Annotated in this window: 20 protein-coding genes; all 20 read left to right on the top strand. The window is 30.7% G+C overall.

Features of this window, described 5'->3' with window-relative positions; translation table 11 throughout:
* Positions 1 to 11: 11 nt before the first annotated feature.
* From mraY to flgD, 20 genes are read left to right on the top strand one after another with little or no spacing between them, the layout of a single operon-like run.
* A complete protein-coding gene (gene mraY / locus DB723_RS01495; protein ID WP_151551641.1) occupies positions 12 to 1,067 on the top strand; it encodes a phospho-N-acetylmuramoyl-pentapeptide-transferase in 1,056 nt (351 codons plus the stop codon).
* A 42-nt stretch (positions 1,068 to 1,109) separates the two neighbouring features.
* On the top strand, positions 1,110 to 2,168 hold the full coding sequence (gene ftsW, locus DB723_RS01490) for a putative lipid II flippase FtsW (RefSeq protein WP_151551639.1): 1,059 nt from the start codon (positions 1,110 to 1,112) through the stop codon (positions 2,166 to 2,168).
* Between the two features lie 35 nt (positions 2,169 to 2,203).
* Positions 2,204 to 2,947, top strand: a complete 744-nt coding sequence (locus tag DB723_RS01485) for a cell division protein FtsQ/DivIB (protein ID WP_151551637.1) — start codon at positions 2,204 to 2,206, stop codon at positions 2,945 to 2,947.
* The gene (gene ftsA / locus DB723_RS01480; RefSeq protein ID WP_151551636.1) at positions 2,947 to 4,188 is read left to right on the top strand and encodes a cell division protein FtsA; all 1,242 of its coding nucleotides are present in this window, start codon (positions 2,947 to 2,949) and stop codon (positions 4,186 to 4,188) included. The genes DB723_RS01485 and ftsA overlap by 1 nt, the downstream gene beginning before the upstream one ends.
* A 21-nt stretch (positions 4,189 to 4,209) precedes the next feature.
* A complete protein-coding gene (ftsZ, locus tag DB723_RS01475) occupies positions 4,210 to 5,409 on the top strand; it encodes a cell division protein FtsZ (RefSeq protein ID WP_151551634.1) in 1,200 nt (399 codons plus the stop codon).
* The gene (locus DB723_RS01470) at positions 5,410 to 6,099 is read left to right on the top strand and encodes a tetratricopeptide repeat protein (RefSeq protein WP_151551632.1); all 690 of its coding nucleotides are present in this window, start codon (positions 5,410 to 5,412) and stop codon (positions 6,097 to 6,099) included.
* A 9-nt stretch (positions 6,100 to 6,108) separates the two neighbouring features.
* Positions 6,109 to 7,053, top strand: a complete 945-nt coding sequence (gene dprA, locus DB723_RS01465; protein ID WP_151551630.1) for a DNA-processing protein DprA — start codon at positions 6,109 to 6,111, stop codon at positions 7,051 to 7,053.
* A gap of 8 nt (positions 7,054 to 7,061) precedes the next feature.
* Entirely contained in the window at positions 7,062 to 7,610 is a 549-nt protein-coding gene (gene hslV / locus DB723_RS01460) for an ATP-dependent protease subunit HslV (RefSeq protein ID WP_151551628.1), read from the top strand.
* Positions 7,603 to 8,949, top strand: a complete 1,347-nt coding sequence (gene hslU / locus DB723_RS01455) for an HslU--HslV peptidase ATPase subunit (RefSeq protein WP_151551626.1) — start codon at positions 7,603 to 7,605, stop codon at positions 8,947 to 8,949. The genes hslV and hslU overlap by 8 nt, the downstream gene beginning before the upstream one ends.
* A 33-nt stretch (positions 8,950 to 8,982) precedes the next feature.
* Positions 8,983 to 9,390: a flagellar basal body rod protein FlgB gene (flgB, locus tag DB723_RS01450; protein WP_151551624.1), complete on the top strand. Its 408-nt coding sequence runs from the start codon at positions 8,983 to 8,985 to the stop codon at positions 9,388 to 9,390.
* A 23-nt stretch (positions 9,391 to 9,413) separates the two neighbouring features.
* The gene (flgC, locus tag DB723_RS01445; protein WP_151551622.1) at positions 9,414 to 9,872 is read left to right on the top strand and encodes a flagellar basal body rod protein FlgC; all 459 of its coding nucleotides are present in this window, start codon (positions 9,414 to 9,416) and stop codon (positions 9,870 to 9,872) included.
* 11 nt (positions 9,873 to 9,883) lie between these two features.
* Positions 9,884 to 10,219: a flagellar hook-basal body complex protein FliE gene (gene fliE / locus DB723_RS01440; protein WP_151551620.1), complete on the top strand. Its 336-nt coding sequence runs from the start codon at positions 9,884 to 9,886 to the stop codon at positions 10,217 to 10,219.
* Positions 10,220 to 10,234: 15 nt separating this feature from the next.
* The gene (fliF, locus tag DB723_RS01435) at positions 10,235 to 11,944 is read left to right on the top strand and encodes a flagellar basal-body MS-ring/collar protein FliF (RefSeq protein ID WP_151551618.1); all 1,710 of its coding nucleotides are present in this window, start codon (positions 10,235 to 10,237) and stop codon (positions 11,942 to 11,944) included.
* A 15-nt stretch (positions 11,945 to 11,959) separates the two neighbouring features.
* Positions 11,960 to 12,994 (top strand): flagellar motor switch protein FliG, encoded by a 1,035-nt coding sequence (gene fliG / locus DB723_RS01430; protein WP_002556889.1) that lies wholly within the window; start codon positions 11,960 to 11,962, stop codon positions 12,992 to 12,994.
* A 14-nt stretch (positions 12,995 to 13,008) separates the two neighbouring features.
* Positions 13,009 to 13,929, top strand: a complete 921-nt coding sequence (gene fliH, locus DB723_RS01425) for a flagellar assembly protein FliH (RefSeq protein ID WP_151551616.1) — start codon at positions 13,009 to 13,011, stop codon at positions 13,927 to 13,929.
* 18 nt (positions 13,930 to 13,947) lie between these two features.
* On the top strand, positions 13,948 to 15,258 hold the full coding sequence (locus DB723_RS01420) for a FliI/YscN family ATPase (RefSeq protein ID WP_151551614.1): 1,311 nt from the start codon (positions 13,948 to 13,950) through the stop codon (positions 15,256 to 15,258).
* Positions 15,255 to 15,686 (top strand): flagellar export protein FliJ, encoded by a 432-nt coding sequence (locus DB723_RS01415; RefSeq protein ID WP_151551612.1) that lies wholly within the window; start codon positions 15,255 to 15,257, stop codon positions 15,684 to 15,686. Before DB723_RS01420 ends, DB723_RS01415 begins: the two co-directional genes overlap by 4 nt.
* Complete coding sequence (locus tag DB723_RS01410; RefSeq protein WP_151551611.1) at positions 15,679 to 16,296, top strand: periplasmic-type flagellar collar protein FlbB; 618 nt, start codon at positions 15,679 to 15,681, stop codon at positions 16,294 to 16,296. The genes DB723_RS01415 and DB723_RS01410 overlap by 8 nt, the downstream gene beginning before the upstream one ends.
* A gap of 7 nt (positions 16,297 to 16,303) precedes the next feature.
* Positions 16,304 to 17,485: a flagellar hook-length control protein FliK gene (locus DB723_RS01405; RefSeq protein WP_151551609.1), complete on the top strand. Its 1,182-nt coding sequence runs from the start codon at positions 16,304 to 16,306 to the stop codon at positions 17,483 to 17,485.
* 13 nt (positions 17,486 to 17,498) lie between these two features.
* The gene (gene flgD, locus DB723_RS01400) at positions 17,499 to 17,942 is read left to right on the top strand and encodes a flagellar hook assembly protein FlgD (protein ID WP_151551608.1); all 444 of its coding nucleotides are present in this window, start codon (positions 17,499 to 17,501) and stop codon (positions 17,940 to 17,942) included.
* The last annotated feature ends 2 nt before the right edge of the window (positions 17,943 to 17,944 follow it).

Here is a 17,944-nt window from a genome sequence, read left to right as displayed (position 1 = left end):
ATGAGGTTCTTATGTTTTACCTTTTAGGTTTACGTTTACTTAAATACATTACCTTTAGAATGGCGTATGCTACAATTTTTGCATTTTTGCTTTCTTTGATTGTAGGCCCGCATATTATTTTAAGGCTAAAAAAATTAAGAGCCGATCAGATTTTAAGAGAAGATGGTCCTAAAAGACATTTAAATGAAAAAACAGGAATTCCTACCATGGGAGGCATTCTTATTTTTTTTTGTGTTTTTATCTCTTTAGTATTTTGGAGTAATGTTTTAAATGTTTATTTTTTGATTATGTTTTTTGTTATGCTTGGATTTGCTTTTTTGGGATTTATAGATGATTTTTTGAAAATAAAAAAGAAAACTTCAGATGGACTTAAAGCTCGATTTAAGATTTATGGACAAATAATATTTTCTTTTATTTCTGTTGGCATTCTATATTATTTTGGGGGTGAGCATGTTAGTATAATCTATTTTCCTTTTATTAAGTCTTTTCAAGTAGATTTGGGTATATTTTACATTCCTTTTGGCATCTTTATTTTAATCTCTTCTTCTAATGCTTTTAATTTAACGGATGGACTTGATGGGCTCGCGATTGGATTAAGTATAGTTATAACAGGAGCTTTAATAATAATAGCTTACCTTACAAGCAGGGCTGATTTTGCAGCTTATTTGCATATTCCAAATGTTAAAGGCTCTGAAGAGCTTGTAATATTTCTTGGGGCTTTACTTGGAGGTAGTTTTGGATTTTTATGGTTTAATGCCTATCCTGCTAAAATTATGATGGGAGATACAGGTAGTTTGGCTCTGGGAGCCATTCTTGGAATGGCAGCGTTGATTTTAAAAAGTGAAATACTTTTTTCAATTCTTGCAGGTGTTTTTATTATTGAAACTATGTCTGTGATTATTCAAGTAGTGGTTTATAAAAAGACTAAAAAAAGAGTATTTAAAATGGCTCCACTTCATCATCATTTTGAAGAACTTGGGTGGTCTGAGATGCAAGTTGTTATTAGATTTTGGATAATAGGACTAATATTTGCTATAATTGCTTTAAGTACTATAAAAATCAGATAATTTATTATGTTTGTAGATATTAATTCCCTTAGGATGTGTTATTTGCTTGTTTTACTGCTATTAGTAGCTTATGGTCTTGTGGTTTTTTACACTTCTTCCTTTTTCTTAAGCTTAGAGCTAACAGGTAATCCAAATTTTTTATTTTTTACAAGGCTTAATTACCTTTTTTTAAGCTTTATAGCTTTTCTTGTTTTTGAGAGAATCTCTTTAGACTTTTTAAAAAGATCAATATTCCCTGTGTTAGTTATAACTCTTTTTTTAATTATGGCAACCTTTTTATCTCCAAGTATTTCTGGAGCAAAGAGATGGATATTCTTTCAAGGCATTAGTATTCAACCTTCTGAGATTTTTAAAATATCTTTTACTATTTATCTTTCAGCTTATTTGAGTAAGTTTGATCCAAGAAAAAACAACGGTATTTCATACTGGTTAAAGCCAATGTTGATTTTTGCAATTTTTTGGGTGTTAATAATTTTGCAAAACGATTATTCAACAGCTATTTATTTTGCTATTCTTTTTTTTATTGTTTTGTTTGTTTCTAACATGGCATTTAGCTATGTTTTTGCTATTGTGATTGCTTTTTTGCCAGTTTCCGCTATATTTTTAATGCTTGAACCTTACAGGGTTTCTAGAATTTTTGCCTTTCTTAATCCTTACGAGGATCCTTCTGGGAAAGGTTACCAAATAATTGCATCTCTTAATGCTTTAAAAAGTGGAGGAATTTGGGGCAAAGGTTTGGGAATGGGGGAGATAAAACTTGGAAAACTTCCAGAGGCTAATTCCGATTTTATTTTTTCAGTTCTTGGAGAAGAATTGGGGTTTTTAGGTGTTTTGTTTGCTATAAGTTTATTTTTCTTGTTTTTTTATTTTGGCTATTTTATAGCTATTCATGCTAATAGCAGGTTTAAATTTTTTATTGCATTTATTTCAAGTCTTGCAATTTTTCTTCAAGGTATAATGAATATTTTAATTGCAATAGGTCTTTTGCCTCCCACTGGGATAAATTTGCCGTTTTTTTCATCTGGAGGATCTTCTATTATTGTTACTATGGTACTTTCTGGTCTTATTTCAAATGTTTCAAAAAACTTAAGTGATAATTGATTAAATTTTTCTAATAGTGTAGATTAGGTTGTTTTATGATTTTTGAGAGAAAATTTTTAGTTAAGTATATATATTTTTCAATCTCTTTAATTTTTTTTGAGATAATAATTATTATTTTTGTGTCTCCTTATTTTTTAATTAGGTATATTAGTATTAATAATGATATTTCTCTTTCTAAAGAAGATATAATCAAGATTTCAGGAATCAAGCCTAATACATATTATCATAATACTAATGTTAAAATGTATGAGGAGAATCTTAGAAGAGATTTAAGGATAAAAAATGCTAAAGTTGATCTTAAGTTTCCAAATAAGATCAATATTAAAGTAGAAAAAAGAATACCGGTTGCTGTTGCTTTAGAAAACGCAAATGGTAATATTACTTATTATTACATCGCATCAGATGGTGTAATTTTAGAAAAAAGTAAATATTTAATTTATGATTTACCTATAATTAGCGGATTAGTTTTAAACTATAACAATGTTGGAGATTTTTTAGAAGATAGAATGCTTAATATTGTAAGAGGCCTTGATTATCTTAAAATAAATCAAAAATATTTGTATAATTTAGTATCAGAGGTGAATTTTTTAAAATTGAATTTCTACGATTATAATGTAATTTTGTATATTAAAAGTATATATAATAAAATATTGGTAACAGTTGATATGGATTTAATAGATGCAATGCATAAAGCGTTTCTTGCAGTTGATCTGCTTAAAGGAAAGCCCGGTATTATAGATTTAAGAAGTGGTGATATCATTTTGTTAGGAGAAGGCTAGTGTCTAGAAATTTGATAGTAGGTTTGGATGTTGGAACTTCAAAAATTTGTACTGTTGTTGCTGAGGTAAATTTAAATGATCAATTAGAAATAGTTGGAATAGGCACTAGTATATCAAGAGGTGTTAGGAAGGGAGTTTTAATAAATATTGAAGCCGCTCTTGATTCAATATCTAATTCTATTGAGGCTGCAGAGCTTATCTCAGGATGTGACATTACATCACTTTCAGTTTCTATGTCTGGCAGCAGTGTTGAGGGAACTAATTCACGAGGCGTTGTTGCAATAAATTCAAGAACAAGAGAGATTAACGAAGAAGATGTTGACAGAGTAATCGAAGCAGCAAAGGCAATTGTTATTCCAATGGATAGAGAAATTCTTCATGTTATTCCTCAAGAATTTATTGTAGATGGAATACCCCATATAAAAAACCCAATAGACATGATGGGTATTCGTCTTGAAGGAGAGGTGCACATTATTACAGGCTCTAGTTCTTCTAGCCAGAATTTAGTCAGATGTGTAAATCGAGCTGGTTTTGCAGTTGACGAGGTTGTTCTTGGAAGCTTGGCTTCATCTTATGCAACTCTTTCTAAAGAAGAGCGGGAGATGGGTGTTTTGTTTATTGATATGGGAAAAGGTACAACAGATATTATTCTTTATATTGACGGCGCTCCTTATTATACAGGTGTGATTCCTATTGGTGTTAATAGAGTGACTCTTGATATTGCGCAAGTTTGGAAAGTTCCTGAAGATGTTGCTGAAAACATTAAAATAACAGCCGGTATTGCTCATCCTTCTATTCTTGAGAGTCAAATGGAAACTGTAATTATTCCAAATCTTGGAACTCGGCCTCCTCAAGAAAAAAGTAGAAAAGAATTATCTGTAATAATTAATTCAAGACTTAGAGAAATTTTTGAGATGATGAGAGCAGAAATACTTAAGCGGGGACTTTATAATAAAATTAATGGTGGTATAGTTTTAACAGGTGGAGGAGCTTTATTCCCCGGTATTTCTAATTTAATAGAAGAAGTATTTAATTATCCTGCAAGAATAGGTTTGCCAATGAGTATTAATGGTGTTGGAGAAGAGCATATAGATCCCAAGTTTTCTTCAGCTCTTGGTCTTGTTCTTTATAAGCATGAGCAACAAAAATTCAATAAATTAAAGAAGGTAAGTAGCAAAGTTAAAAGAAAAAATAAAATATCTTCAAAGTTGAAAGGTTGGTTTTTGAAAGAATGGTTTTGACCAATCGTGGAGGAAGCGTTAATGAAAGATTATAATATGATTGATAGCCAAACAAGAAGATTCGATTCTACCACAAATCCTACAATTCTCAAGGTGATTGGTGCGGGGGGGGGAGGTAGTAATGCTGTTAATCGTATGATTGAATACGGAGTAAGAGATGTTGAATTTATTGTAGCTAATACTGATCTTCAGGCTCTTCAAACCTCTATTGCTCCCATAAAAATTGCCCTTGGAGCAAAAGTTACAGCAGGCCTTGGTGCTGGAGGAAAACCTGAGATTGGGCAAGCTGCAGCAGAAGAAGATATAGATGTTATACGTAACCATCTTTCTGGTGCTGATATGGTGTTTATTACTGCTGGTATGGGAGGTGGTACAGGAACTGGAGCAGCTCCAGTTATTGCGCAAGTAGCAAAAGAGCTTGGGATTTTAACAGTTGGAGTTGTAACGAAGCCTTTTAAGTTTGAAGGTCCTAAGAAGCTAAGACTTGCTGAGCAGGGAATAAATAATTTAAGAAAATCTGTAGATACGCTGATTATTATTCCGAACCAAAAACTCTTAACTGTTGTTGACAAAAGAACTACCATTAAAGATGCTTTCAAGCGTGCAGATGATGTTCTGAGAATGGGTGTTCAAGGCATTGCAGGGCTCATTATTGAGCATGGGGAGGTTAATATTGATTTTGCTGATGTTAAAAGCATTATGCAAGGGCAAGGCGATGCTTTAATGGGAATTGGATATGGCAAGGGTGAAAATAGAGCTGTTGATGCTGCAACTTCTGCTATTAGCAATCCACTGCTTGAAGAAGTTCGTATTGAAGGTTCTAAGGGTCTTCTCGTTAATGTTACTGGTGGAGATGATTTCTCATTGCTTGAGCTTGAAGAGATTATGGGAATAATTACTGTTAGTGTTGACGATGAGGCTACTGTAATATATGGTCATGCGATTAATTCAAATCTTGAAGATGAGATTTACGTTACAGTTGTTGCTACAGGTTTTGCATCTAAAAGGCATAAAGAAATATCAAATACACCAGAGAATAATACTTTAAGTTCTAAAGAGTTTGATACTTTAATGTCAGGCAATCAAAATATTCCGTCTGGATCTTATGAAAATCAAGATTCTTCTTTTGCGACAAAGTCCAAAAATGTTAATTATTTTGATGATGACATTGATGTTCCAACATTTCTTAGAAATTTAAATAAAAAAAGTAGCGATGATTAGATGAAAATTTTGTGGTTAATATTACTTATTGCATTTTTATCTTGTGGGAGTGAATCTAAAGAAAAATTGAATCTTGGGCTTAGATTAAGAGAATTGGAAATTTCTAGTGGTGGATCTGAATCTAAGATTGAAGTTTATAAGGAATTTATTGAAAGAGAAGATAAAAATATTTTAAAGATAGTTAATTCTATTGACAAGAAAGCCAGATTTTTTAATTTAATTGGTCTTGAATTTTTTAAGCTTGGACAATATGGACCTGCTATTGAATATTTTGTTAAGAATTTAGAAATTAATCCCAATAATTATTTATCTCATTTTTACATAGGTGTTTCTTCTTATAATTTAGCTAAAAATTTAAGAACAAAAGATGAAGTTGAAAAATATATAATTCTTGCTGAAAATTCTTTTTTAAAATCACTTTCAATTAGAGATGATTTTAAAGAATCTCTTTTTGCTATTTCTAATATGTATGTATATGATCTTGATAAACAACTTGAAGCTAAAAATTATTTAAATAAACTTGATGATATGGGTGAGGACTATTTTGAGTTTTTTATGTTAAGAGGTGCAAATTATTATTCATTAGGCGATCTTGGTAATGCTATATTGTTTTATGACAAAGCTAGTAAAAAGGCTTCAACTGAAGAGCAAAAAGAAAGTGTTTCTAGGATCATGAGTAATTTGAAGTAATTATTTATGATGAAATTGCTTTATATTGATAATTTGAAATTTTTAAAAGGCAAAGAAAAATTAAAACTTTTTAATAATTTTGATTTAAATGATATTATTAAATTAACTCAAAAAGAGATTGAGTCTTATCTTTCAAAGTCATTTAGAAAATCATTTAAATTACTCGATTTAAAATTAATAGAATTACAAGAAAAAGTTATTAGAAAAACAAGGGCCAAAATTGCTATTTTGAGGTCTAAATTTTATCCCAATAAGCTTAAAAGGATTTATGATCCTCCTTTTGCCATTTATTATAAAGGCAATTTACCAAATTTTTCTTCATTATCTTGGGTTGTTGTTGGTTCTAGAAGAATTAGCAAAACTATTGCTGAGAGGACAAGGGAATTTTCTTCACATCTTGCAAAAAATGGTATAGAGATCGTTTCTGGATTTGCAATTGGAGCCGATATTGAATCTCATATAGCGGCAATAAATGAGAATAGTAGGACATTTGCCGTTATTCCAACAGATATTGACAATATTTATCCTAAGCAAAATCTAAAATATGTTTTTAAGCTTTTAGAGCAAGGTGGTGGAATAATTACTGAGACTTTGCCATTTGATAAAATTCAAAATTATTTTTTTGCTAAAAGAAATAGATTGATTTCGGGTTTGTCGGATGCCATTTTTATAACTTATGCGTCCTTAAAGTCGGGGGCTTTGATTATAGCTGAACTTGGTCTTGACTTAGGGCTTGACGTTTATGTTTATAATTTAGATTTTTGTGGCGATGGGGCTGTAAAATTGCATGATTTTGGCGTGCAAGAGATAAAAACTATTAAGGATCTTTATGATTTATTGAATATTAAATATATAGATTCCAATAATATTGAAGATAATCCTGAAGAGTATTGTGATTATAAGAATGTATCTGATGTTCTTATTGGTGAACTTTTAAAAGAGCTATATAAATAGGGGGTAATATGAGCTTTAAAGGAACCACTGTTATTGCAATAAAAAAAAATGGCAAGACGGTGGTGGCAGCAGATGGACAAGTGACTTTTGGACATACTGTTTTAAAGAGTAATGCTGTTAAAATACGAAAATTGCTTAATGGGAAAATTTTGGCAGGATTTGCAGGTTCAACTTCGGATGCAATTACTCTTTTTGAAAAATTTGAAGAAAAAATCAAGGCAAAAGGTGATGGGTTGATTGATATTAAAAGAGCGGCTGTTGAACTTGCAAAAGATTGGCGTTCTGACAAAATACTTCATAAGCTTGAGGCCATGATGCTTGTTGCTGATTCTAATAATATTCTTCTAATTTCTGGTACTGGTGATGTTGTTGAGCCTGAAGAGGATGTTATTTCAATTGGTAGTGGTGGCAATTATGCATATTCAGCGGCTCTTGCTTACATGGAAAACAAAAAATTAAGCGCTCTTGAGGTTGCGCTTAGGTCTTTAAAAATAGCAGCAAGAGTGTGTATATATACTAATTCTAACATTGTGCTTGAGGAGATTGAAAATGAATAAATTAGAAGAGCATTATATAGTTCCCAAAGATGTAGTTGCAGAACTTGATAAGTACATCATAGGTCAAGATGAAGCTAAAAAATTAGTATCGATTGCTCTTGTTAATAGATATATAAGGTCTAGGCTGCCAAAAGAAATAAAAGATGAGGTGATGCCTAAAAACATTATTATGATTGGATCAACTGGTATTGGAAAGACTGAAATTGCAAGAAGACTTTCCAAGTTAATTAAAGCCCCTTTTATTAAAGTTGAAGCTACAAAATATACTGAGGTTGGTTATGTTGGTCGTGATGTTGAATCTATGGTTAGAGATTTAATGGGCATTGCAGTTAATATGGTAAAAGAAGAGATGTATAGCACTGTAAGAGAAGATGCTTTAGTCAAGACAGAAGAGAGAATAGTTGAGAGTTTGTTTAAAGGGTCTGGCAATTTTGAGAATGTAGATCCGAATGAGATAAAGGCTGAAGAAAAGGTAAAAGAGAAGCTTAGAAAAAAGCTTAGAGCAGGTGAGCTTGACAATACTATTATTGAAATACAAATTTCTAGTAAAATGCCATTTTCCACAATAGAAATATTTACGGGTGGTAATTTTGAAGAAATTGATATGGGAATTGGTGGCTTGTTGGGCAATATATTTGATAGAAAAAAGAAAAGAGAATTAAAGATTAAAAAGGCAAAGGAAATAATTTTAGCAGAAGAGCTTGAGAAATTGGTCGATCACGAAAACATTTCAGATATTGCAAAATCTAAAGTTGAAAATATGGGAATTATTTTTATTGACGAGATCGATAAAATAGCTGCTAAGAATAGGAGTGGTAATGACGTATCTAGAGAGGGTGTTCAAAGAGACATTTTACCAATTATTGAAGGTTCTAAAGTTAATACAAAATATGGAATAGTTGACACTTCTCATATATTATTTATTGCAGCAGGAGCATTTAATTTGGCCAAACCTTCTGATTTAATACCCGAACTTCAAGGTAGATTTCCGATTAAGGTTGAACTTAAGAGCTTAAGTATAGATGATTTAAAAAAAATTTTAAAACAAACAAAAAATTCTTTAATAAAGCAATATGTTGCGATGTTCAAGGTTTATAATTTAGATTTAAAGTTTAGCGAAGAGGCTATAGACAGAATTGCAGAGCTTACTTTTAATATGAATCTTGAGAATGAAAATCTTGGTGCCAGAAGACTTCACGGTGTTATGGAAAGAGTGCTTGCAGATCTTTTTTTTGAGGTGCCCGGTAGTAAGTTGAAAAAATTTGAAATAAACTTGGACTATGTTAATAAAAAAATACAAATTAACGAACAAAAAGATTTAAATTATTATATAATTTAGTTAAAAGTAATTTTAAACAGAGGGGGTTTTAATTTGAATGATTTTGAAAGATCTGTAGATTTTTCACATAGGTATTTAGATGTTCTGAGTTTAAGACAAAGCGTTATTTCTGACAATATAGCAAATGTAGATACTCCAAATTTTAAAAGAAGTAAAATTACTTTTGAGTCAGAGCTTGAAAGGGTTTTTTTAAATAAAGATAAAAATAATCTAAGCTTAATCAAGTCTAGTGATAAGCATTTGTCTGGGTTTAAAAATCTAAAGTATTCAGATGTCAAGCCTCATAGAGTTCTTGACCATTTTTCAACTATGAATAATAATGGCAATAATGTTGATATTGATTCTGAGATTAAGTCACTTGTGCAAAACCAAATGATGTATCATCTCATGACTAATGTTCAGACGCATTATTTTAAAAGTATAAATATTGTATTAAAATAAATTAATATCTTAAGGAATGTAACATGGGATTGTTTTCAAGCATTAATGTAGCTTCAACAGGATTAACAGCACAAAGGTTAAGAATTGATGTTATTTCTAATAACATTGCAAATGTTTCTACTTCTAGAACCCCTGACGGTGGGCCTTACAGAAGGCAAAGAATTGTTTTTGCTCCAAGGGTTAATAATCCTTATTGGAAAGGGCCTTTTATTCCAGATTATCTTGACAATGGCATTGGGCAAGGAGTTAGGGTTGCTAGTATTGAAAAAGATAAATCTCCATTAAAGTTAAAATATGATCCAACTCATCCTGATTCAATAAGTTCTGGAGATAAAAAAGGTTATGTTGAGCTTCCTAATGTCAATTTAGTTGAAGAGATGGTAGACATGATTTCAGCTTCTCGTGCTTATGAGGCAAATTCTACTGTTATTAATAGTAGTAAGTCTATGTTTAAAAGCGCATTAGCTATACTTCAAGGCTAAAGGAGTGATTTTTGGTGAGGATAGATGCTTTTTTAAAAGAGAATAATATTAATTTGGTTAAAAAAAATCCTTTGCATTTTGATGTAAATCTTTTTAGTTCTAAAAGCAGTACCAAAAACAATGATGTTGAAACATTTAAAGATGTTTTAATAAATACGATTACTGATGTCAACAATAGTCAATTAAATGTTTCTAGGGTTACAGAAAAGGCTATTTTCAAGCCTAGTAGTATTGATGTTCACGATCTTGCAATAGTAATGGCTAGGGCAAATATGAATTTAAGCATTTTAAAGGCTGTTGTTGAGAGAGGCGTGAAGGCTTATCAAGATATAATCAATGTTCGTTAAGGGAGCCATAAGACTTTGAGCAATTTTTTTACTAATTTTTTTGTTTCAGCAAAAGGAATCTTAAAAAAAGCTAGTACGGTTCAAAAAATAGCCTTAGGATTGATTATTTTTTGTGTGATTCTTGCGATTGTTTTTTTGATAGGGTTTTCTACTAAAAGTCAAAGCGTTGCTCTTTTTGGAGTTGAAATTAAAGATCAATATCTCTTAGATAGGATATCGCAAAGACTTGATAGGGAAAATGTTAAGTATTTTTTGAATTCTGACGGAAGAATTTATTTGGACGATGAAAAGTTTGCAAAAAAAATGAGAGCAATTCTTGTTAGAGAAGAGCTTGTGCCTGTTCACATGGATCCATGGGCTTTGTTTGATATTGATAGATGGACTATTACTGATTTTGAAAGAAGCATTAATCTTAGAAGGTCTATTACAAGGGCGGTTGAGCAGCATATTGTAGCTTTAGATGATGTTGATGCCGTTAGCGTGAATCTTGTTATGCCCGAAAAGGCTCTTTTTAAAGAGTCACAGGAACCTGTTAAGGCATCTGTTAGAATTACTCCAAGACCTGGTTCTGATATTATTACCAATAGAAAAAAAGTTGAAGGGCTTGTTAAGCTTATTCAGTATGCCATTGAAGGTCTTGAATCTGATAATATTGCTATTGTTGATAATAGTGGAACTATTTTAAATGATTTTTCTAATTTAGATGGAATAGATAGAATAGACTTAGCAGAAAAAGAACGTAAATTAAAGCTTAAGTATGAAGCCATGCTTAGGGGAGAAATTGACTCTGCATTAAGTAAAGTTTTGTCCGTTGATAGATTTATGATAGCAAGAGTAAATGTAAAGCTTGATACTTCAAAAGAAACTACAGAGTCCAAAGAGTATGCTCCTATTGAGCTTCAATCTCAAGATCCAAAAGCTTCTTATAACACTAGGAAAGTAAGCGATTCAACTATTATATCTTCTCAGACTCAAAAAAAAGAATATCAGGGACAAGGATATAGTCCATGGGGCCCTCCTGGGCAAGAAGGCAATACTCCTCCTGAATATCAGGATTTAAGCGATATTACTGGTAAATATAATGAATCTCAAGAGATCAAAAATGTTGCTTTAAATGAAAAAAAATCTACAAGTGAAAAGGAGCCTGCTAGGATTGTAGGTGTTTCTCTTGGTATTTTTGTGGATGGCATTTGGAATTTTGTTTATGATGAGAAGGGAAGTTTCGTAATAGAAAATGGAATGAGAAAAAGAGAATATAAGCCTATGGCATTAGAGGAAATAAAAAATATTGAAGATGTTTTGCAAAGTTCTTTTGAATATAAACCAGAAAGAGGTGATTCAATAACGGTTAGAAATATATCTTTTGATCGTATGAATGAATTTAGGAAAATAGATGAAAATTATTTTGCAAGTGAAAGGTTTAAATATTTTTTATTTATTGCAAGTATAATATTCTCATTATTAATTTTAGTATTTACAATATTTTTTGCTATTTCCAGAGAGCTTGAGAGACGAAGACGTCTTAGAGAAGAGGAATTGGCAAAACAAGCTCATTTAAGACGTCAACAAGCCTTAATGGATGGTGGTGACGATATTGGTGTTGATGATGTTGTTGGTGGGATTAGAGAAGGTGACGAGCTTCAAAACAATGCCGAGCTTTTAGCTAGAGAAAAACCAGAAGATGTTGCTAAGCTTATAAGAACATGGCTTTTGAAAAACGCGTAGAAGGTAATAATTGATATGGAAGAAAAAAAAGAAAAGGAGATTCTTGATGTTTCTGCTTTAACAGGAAAGCAAAAGGCTGCTATTTTACTTGTTTCAATAGGTTCTGAAATCTCTTCTAAAGTGTTTAAGTATCTTTCTCAAGAAGAGATAGAGTCTTTGACATTTGAGATAGCAAAACTTGAGACGATTACTTCTGAACTTAAAGATAATGTTCTTTTAGAGTTTAAAGAATTGATGATGGCTCAAGAATTTATTCAAAAGGGTGGAATTGATTATGCAAGAGAGCTTCTTGAAAAATCTCTTGGTACTCAAAAAGCAGTTGACATTATTAATAATTTGGGATCTGCTTTGCAATCTAGGCCTTTTGAATTTGTTAGAAGAGCAGATCCTGCAAATATTTTAAATTTTATTCAACAAGAACATCCTCAAACAATTGCTTTAATACTTTCATATCTTGATCCTCAAAAGGCTTCTTTTATTCTCTCTAGTTTGCCCACAGAAGTGCAAACCAATGTTGCAAGAAGAATTGCATTAATGGATAGAACTTCTCCTGAGGTCGTAAGAGAGGTTGAGAGAGTTCTTGAAAAAAAACTAGCTTCTCTTTCTTCAGAAGATTACACATCAGCGGGTGGAGTTGACAATGTTGTTGAGATAATCAATATGGCTGATAGAAAGACAGAGAAGTTTATTATTGAATCTCTTGAAGAAGAAGATCCAGAGCTTGCAGAAGAGATTAAGAAGAAAATGTTTGTATTTGAGGATATAGTTTTACTTGATGACAGATCTATACAAAGGGTTTTAAGAGAAATAGATGGTCAAGAGTTAGCAAAAGCTTTAAAATCTGTAGATATCCCTGTTCAAGAAAAAATTTTCAAAAACATGTCAAAAAGAGCAGCTTCAATGCTTAAGGAGGATATGGAGTTTTTGGGACCTACTAGGCGAAAAGACGTTGAAGAATCCCAGCAAAAAATTGTTTCTCTTATTAGAAAATTAGAAGAACAAGGAGAAATAGTTATTTCAAGAGGTGGCGAGGAAGATGTGCTTGTCTGATAAAGGAGTTTTGTTTGCCTAAGGTTTTATATAAATCATCAGAAGTTGATAATTCAGTAAAGTTTGAATTTGTTGAAATAGCAAAGCCCATTTTTGAATCTTTGGAAATTAAGCAGAAGGAAAACAAGGTTTACGACATAGACAGCCAAATTACTAATCTTAAAGAAGAGTTGCAGCTTTTAAGAGATGAAAAATTGCAACTTGAGGAAGAGCTTGCTAAAAGGCAAGAACTTGCCAAAGAAGAAGTCCAAATTGAATCTGAGAGACTTATTCAAGAGGCTAAGGTAAAAGCCAATGAAGTATTAGAGGCAGCCAAGCAAGAAGCAGATCTTTTGCAAAGAGAAGCTATTTATAAGAAGGAATCTATTGAGGCTGAGTCTAATACTGAGATTGAAAAATTAACAAGAGAGTATGAGGAAAAATTAAAAACAGATCTTGAGATGGCAACAGCTAAGGGTAGGGAAGAAGGATATAAAAAGGGTTATGAAAGTGGTTTTGAAGATTTTGACAAAACTATGAGAAAGCTTCACAGCATAATAGCATCTCTGATTGCGGAAAGGAAGGGGATTCTTGAATCTTCTAGTGGTCAGATAGTAAGTCTTGTTATGCAAATTGCAATTAAGGTTATTAAAAGAATTACGGATTCTCAAAAAGATATTGTTCTAGAAAATGTTAATGAAGTATTAAAAAGAGTAAAAGACAAAACACAAATTACAATTCGTGTGAATCTTGATGATTTAGATATTGTTAGACATAAAAAAAATGATTTTATTTCCAGATTTGATATTATAGAAAATTTAGAGATAATAGAAGATCCCAACATAGGCAAAGGTGGTTGTATAATTGAAACTAATTTTGGAGAGATTGATGCGCGTATTTCTTCTCAACTTGATAAAATAGAGGAAAAGTTTAAAAATTTTTCTTTATTAAGCTAAGTGTCTAAAGGAATTTTAGTGAGTAATTTTTTTGAAAATTATTTAAGACAGATAGATGACATTGAAACTGTCTCTTTTGTTGGCAGAGTGCAAAAAATAAAAGGTTTTTTAGTTGAAAGTTTAGGACCTCAGTGTGCTGTTGGGGATTTGTGTTTAATTGATCAGAGAAATAATGAAAAGGTGTGTGCTGAGGTTTTAGGATTTAATGGTCCTTATGTTAGTCTTATGGCTTATGAAGGATTTAGTGGGATTGAAGTTGGAAATAAGGTCTATTCTTTAAATAAAGGGTTAGAAATAAATCTTAGTGATGAACTTTTAGGAAGAGTTATTGATTCTCTTGGTAGGCCCATTGATAACAAAGGTTCATTTTTAAACAATAGATATAAAGAGCTAATTTTTGAAAAAATTAATCCAATTAATAGAAGTATTTTTGAAGAGCAAATATTGACAGGAGTTAAAGTTCTTGATGGATTTTTACCAGTTGCAAAAGGACAAAGAGTTGGCATTTTTTCTGGTGCTGGAGTTGGTAAATCTACTTTGCTTGGCATGATTGCAAAAAATTCAAATGCAGATGTAAACGTTATTGCTTTTATTGGAGAAAGGGGTCGAGAGCTTAATGAGTTTATTCAGCATGAACTGGGCGAAGAGCGTTTGAAAAAAAGTGTTTTAGTTGTTTCAACTTCTGATGAGTCCCCTATATCAAGGTATAAGGGAGCTTATGTTGCTACCATGATAGCGGAGTACTTTCGGGAGCAAGGTAAAGATGTAGTTTTGCTTTTTGATTCTATTACTAGGTTTGCAAATGCTAAAAGGGAGATGTCTCTTTCTTTGGGAGAGCCTCCGGTAGCTAAAGGTTATCCACCTTCTGTTTTTGTTGAAATTCCAATTTTACTTGAGAGATCAGGTTTTAATGGTAATGGGGGAAGTGTTACTGGGTTTTATACTGTTCTTGTTGAAGGAGATGATTTTACAGAGCCTGTAGCTGATAATATTAAGGCTGTTTTAGATGGTCACATTATTTTAGACAGAGATTTGTTTGATAGGGGAATTTATCCTTCAATAAATGTTTTAAGTTCAACTTCAAGATCTATTAATAGAATAATGAGTGTAGAAAAGCAAAAATTAATAACGAAAGCTAGAAATTTATTGTCTGTTTATAAAGATTATGAAGATCTTGTTAGAACAGGTATTTATATCAAAGGATCCAATAAGGATGTTGATTTTGCAATTTCTAAGTATCCTAAGATTATTGATTTTATTTCTCAAGGAATAAATGAAAAATTTGATTTTGAAAATTTAGAAGATGAAATAAGGGAAATATTGTCTTGAATGATTTAAACTTTAGAAAACAAAAACTTAAAAAAATATTGACCATTAGAGCTTACCATCGCAAGTTAAGTGAGAGAGACTTAATGAATGTAAATAAAAAAATTTCAGAAATAAATCAGTTTTCAGATGAAATTCCCGATCTTTTAAAAAGCCTGAGTGGTTTTGATGATCTTTCTGTAATAGGTTATATAGACTGTTTAAATTATAAGAAAAACCAAGATTTTACTATTCTTAAAGAACTTAGAAAGCACTATAATCAATGTTATGATGTTTATGTGGATAAATATAGAGAAGAAAAAAAGATTAAAATATTAATAAAGACTTTAAATAATTCTATAATTAAAAATAAAGAAAAGAAGGAAAGCTTAGTGCTAGATGAATATGTAAATTATAAAGTTTGTCAAAATCTAAGGATTGAAAGTGAATAATTTTTTATCGTTCTTTTTTAGAGCATTTTTTTTGTTATTTTTAATTTTTATTTTATTTTTCTTTGTATTATTTTTTATTGATTTTCTTGGATTATATAATACTAAGAGATATTTCCCTGAATTTGTAAGGACTAAGTTTTTAGGAGAAACTTCTTTGTCCTTTGATCATAATTCTAATATAATCCTTGATGAGGCTAGGCTTGTAAAGGAAAGAGAAGCGATTGATATTAAGAGTCAGCAGATTGAAAAGCTTAAAGAAGATTTAAAGTTAAAAGAAGACAGTTTAAATAAGCTTGAATTTGAACTTAATCAAAAGCAGAAAGATTTAGATTTAAAACAAAAGGTAATAGATGATATTATAAATAAATATAATGACGAGGAAGCAAATATTTTACAAACAGCTGTATATTTAATGAATATGCCACCAGAAGATGCTGTTAAGCGGCTTGAGGATTTAAATCCTGAGCTTGCAATATCTTATATGCGAAAAATTGAAGAGCTTTCTAAAAAAGAAGGCCGATTATCAATTGTTCCCTATTGGCTTTCTATTATGGATTCGAAAAAAGCTGCTGTATTGATTAGGAAAATGTCTGTTAGTTCATTGGAGTAGTGTTTGTATGAATAATTTATTAAAATTAAATAAAGATGATGGCAATAAATTTAATCTTTTAAATACGGTTAAAGGATTAAATTTAAATGTTTCTAAAATGGAATCTAGAGAGAATAATAAGGATTCTTTTTTAAACATTATGTCTTCTGAGTTTAAAAAATTAGCTAAAGCAAAATTTATGATATTTGATTTTTTAAATTTTTTTAAAGATAATGGACTTATTGCTAAAAATTTAAAAAAATCGCTTTTAAATAAATCCCTTTTTTTAAAAAAACTTGAAAATGAGGCTTTTGTTTCTGACTTGAAGTTTTTGATTACTAGAATGAATAGTTTTTTAGATTCTGAAGCTTTAAATAACATTAAAGACAATTTATTATTTAATTTTGATTTTCTAAATAAAGAAAAACTTTTTGAAAAAATCGAAAAACTTTGTTTGACTGTTAATGATTTGAGTTCTTTTTTAGGTTTTGATTTTTCAACCACGATAATTGATGATTATTATAATCAGATAAGCTTGAATGATAAAAAGGAAGAAAAAAATATTATTAACATTGATGTGAAAAATTTTAAGAAGAATAATGGTGATCGCAATGATTTTATTTTTTCAAAGTTTAGCCCAAATGTAATTGATGGTCAAAATTTTGCTGGTAAATATAAAGTTAAAGAAATATCAAATGACTTTTCAAATGTCCTTGTTGAAGAATTTGCTCATTATAACATAAAAAACTCTAAAGGGGTTGATAGTTTTGATTTTGCAAGCAGCCTAAAGCCAGAGTGGAATCTTAAGATTAATAAAAATATTGTAGATAAAGCTAAAGTTGTGTTAAAATCGAATAATACGGGAGATATTAAGTTGGTTTTAAAGCCTAAGGAGCTTGGTAGTATACGAATTAATTTAAACCTTGATTCTAATAATAATTTATTGGGAAAGATTGTGGTGGACAATCAAAATGTTAAAATGCTTTTTGACCAAAATATGCATTCATTAAATAAAATGCTTGGTGAGAGTGGTTTTAATGCCAGCTTAGATCTTTTTCTTGCCGGTGAGAATTTAAATTCTTTTTCTAAAAATTTCAAAGATGACTCTAAGGATCAAAAATTTTATTTTGGTTATAATAAATTTTTTCAAATTGAAGAAGAAGTTGAATTTTCTTATGATGTAGATAAAAATGTTAATTTAATTGTTTAGAAGGTGGAGTTAAATGATTAAAATGAATGGTGTTGAAAATGTTTCTAATTTGAATATTAATAGTAGAGTTAAAAAAGAATCGAATTTTAAGGTTGATAATGTATCTAACAAGGTTAATCTTGGTAAAGATGATTTTTTAAAGTTGCTTATTACTCAACTTAAATATCAAGACCCTACAAATCCAATGAAGGATAAAGAATTTATTACTCAAATGGCGCAATTTTCAGCCCTTGAGCAAATGACCAATATGAGCAAGTCATTTGAAAAACTTTCGTCTTCTTTAGGAATAAGAAAAGATTTGGATTTACTAGGCAAAGTAATTAAATTTCAGCATGGTGACGGGGAGATTGTTGAAGGTCGTGTTACAAGCATTAAGACAGGTGCAATACCCCAAATTATGGTTAATGGTAATTATTATGTATATAAAAACATATTATCGGTAGGTTTGGAGGAGTAATT

The organism is Borrelia maritima (assembly GCF_008931845.1).
GTDB lineage: Bacteria > Spirochaetota > Spirochaetia > Borreliales > Borreliaceae > Borreliella > Borreliella maritima.
The sequence above is the reverse complement of the archived record's forward strand: the minus strand, read 5'-3'. Positions and strand labels throughout refer to the sequence as shown.

Excerpts from the sequence above, each read along its gene's own strand:
- mraY (WP_151551641.1), top strand. The coding sequence starts at position 12 with ATGTTTTACCTTTTAGGTTTACGTTTACTTAAATACATTACCTTTAGA.
- DB723_RS01485 (WP_151551637.1), top strand. The coding sequence starts at position 2,204 with ATGATTTTTGAGAGAAAATTTTTAGTTAAGTATATATATTTTTCAATC.
- ftsZ (WP_151551634.1), top strand. The coding sequence starts at position 4,210 with ATGAAAGATTATAATATGATTGATAGCCAAACAAGAAGATTCGATTCT.
- DB723_RS01470 (WP_151551632.1), top strand. The coding sequence starts at position 5,410 with ATGAAAATTTTGTGGTTAATATTACTTATTGCATTTTTATCTTGTGGG.
- dprA (WP_151551630.1), top strand. The coding sequence starts at position 6,109 with ATGAAATTGCTTTATATTGATAATTTGAAATTTTTAAAAGGCAAAGAA.
- hslV (WP_151551628.1), top strand. The coding sequence starts at position 7,062 with ATGAGCTTTAAAGGAACCACTGTTATTGCAATAAAAAAAAATGGCAAG.
- hslU (WP_151551626.1), top strand. The coding sequence starts at position 7,603 with ATGAATAAATTAGAAGAGCATTATATAGTTCCCAAAGATGTAGTTGCA.
- flgC (WP_151551622.1), top strand. The coding sequence starts at position 9,414 with ATGGGATTGTTTTCAAGCATTAATGTAGCTTCAACAGGATTAACAGCA.
- fliG (WP_002556889.1), top strand. The coding sequence starts at position 11,960 with ATGGAAGAAAAAAAAGAAAAGGAGATTCTTGATGTTTCTGCTTTAACA.
- DB723_RS01405 (WP_151551609.1), top strand. The coding sequence starts at position 16,304 with ATGAATAATTTATTAAAATTAAATAAAGATGATGGCAATAAATTTAAT.
- flgD (WP_151551608.1), top strand. The coding sequence starts at position 17,499 with ATGATTAAAATGAATGGTGTTGAAAATGTTTCTAATTTGAATATTAAT.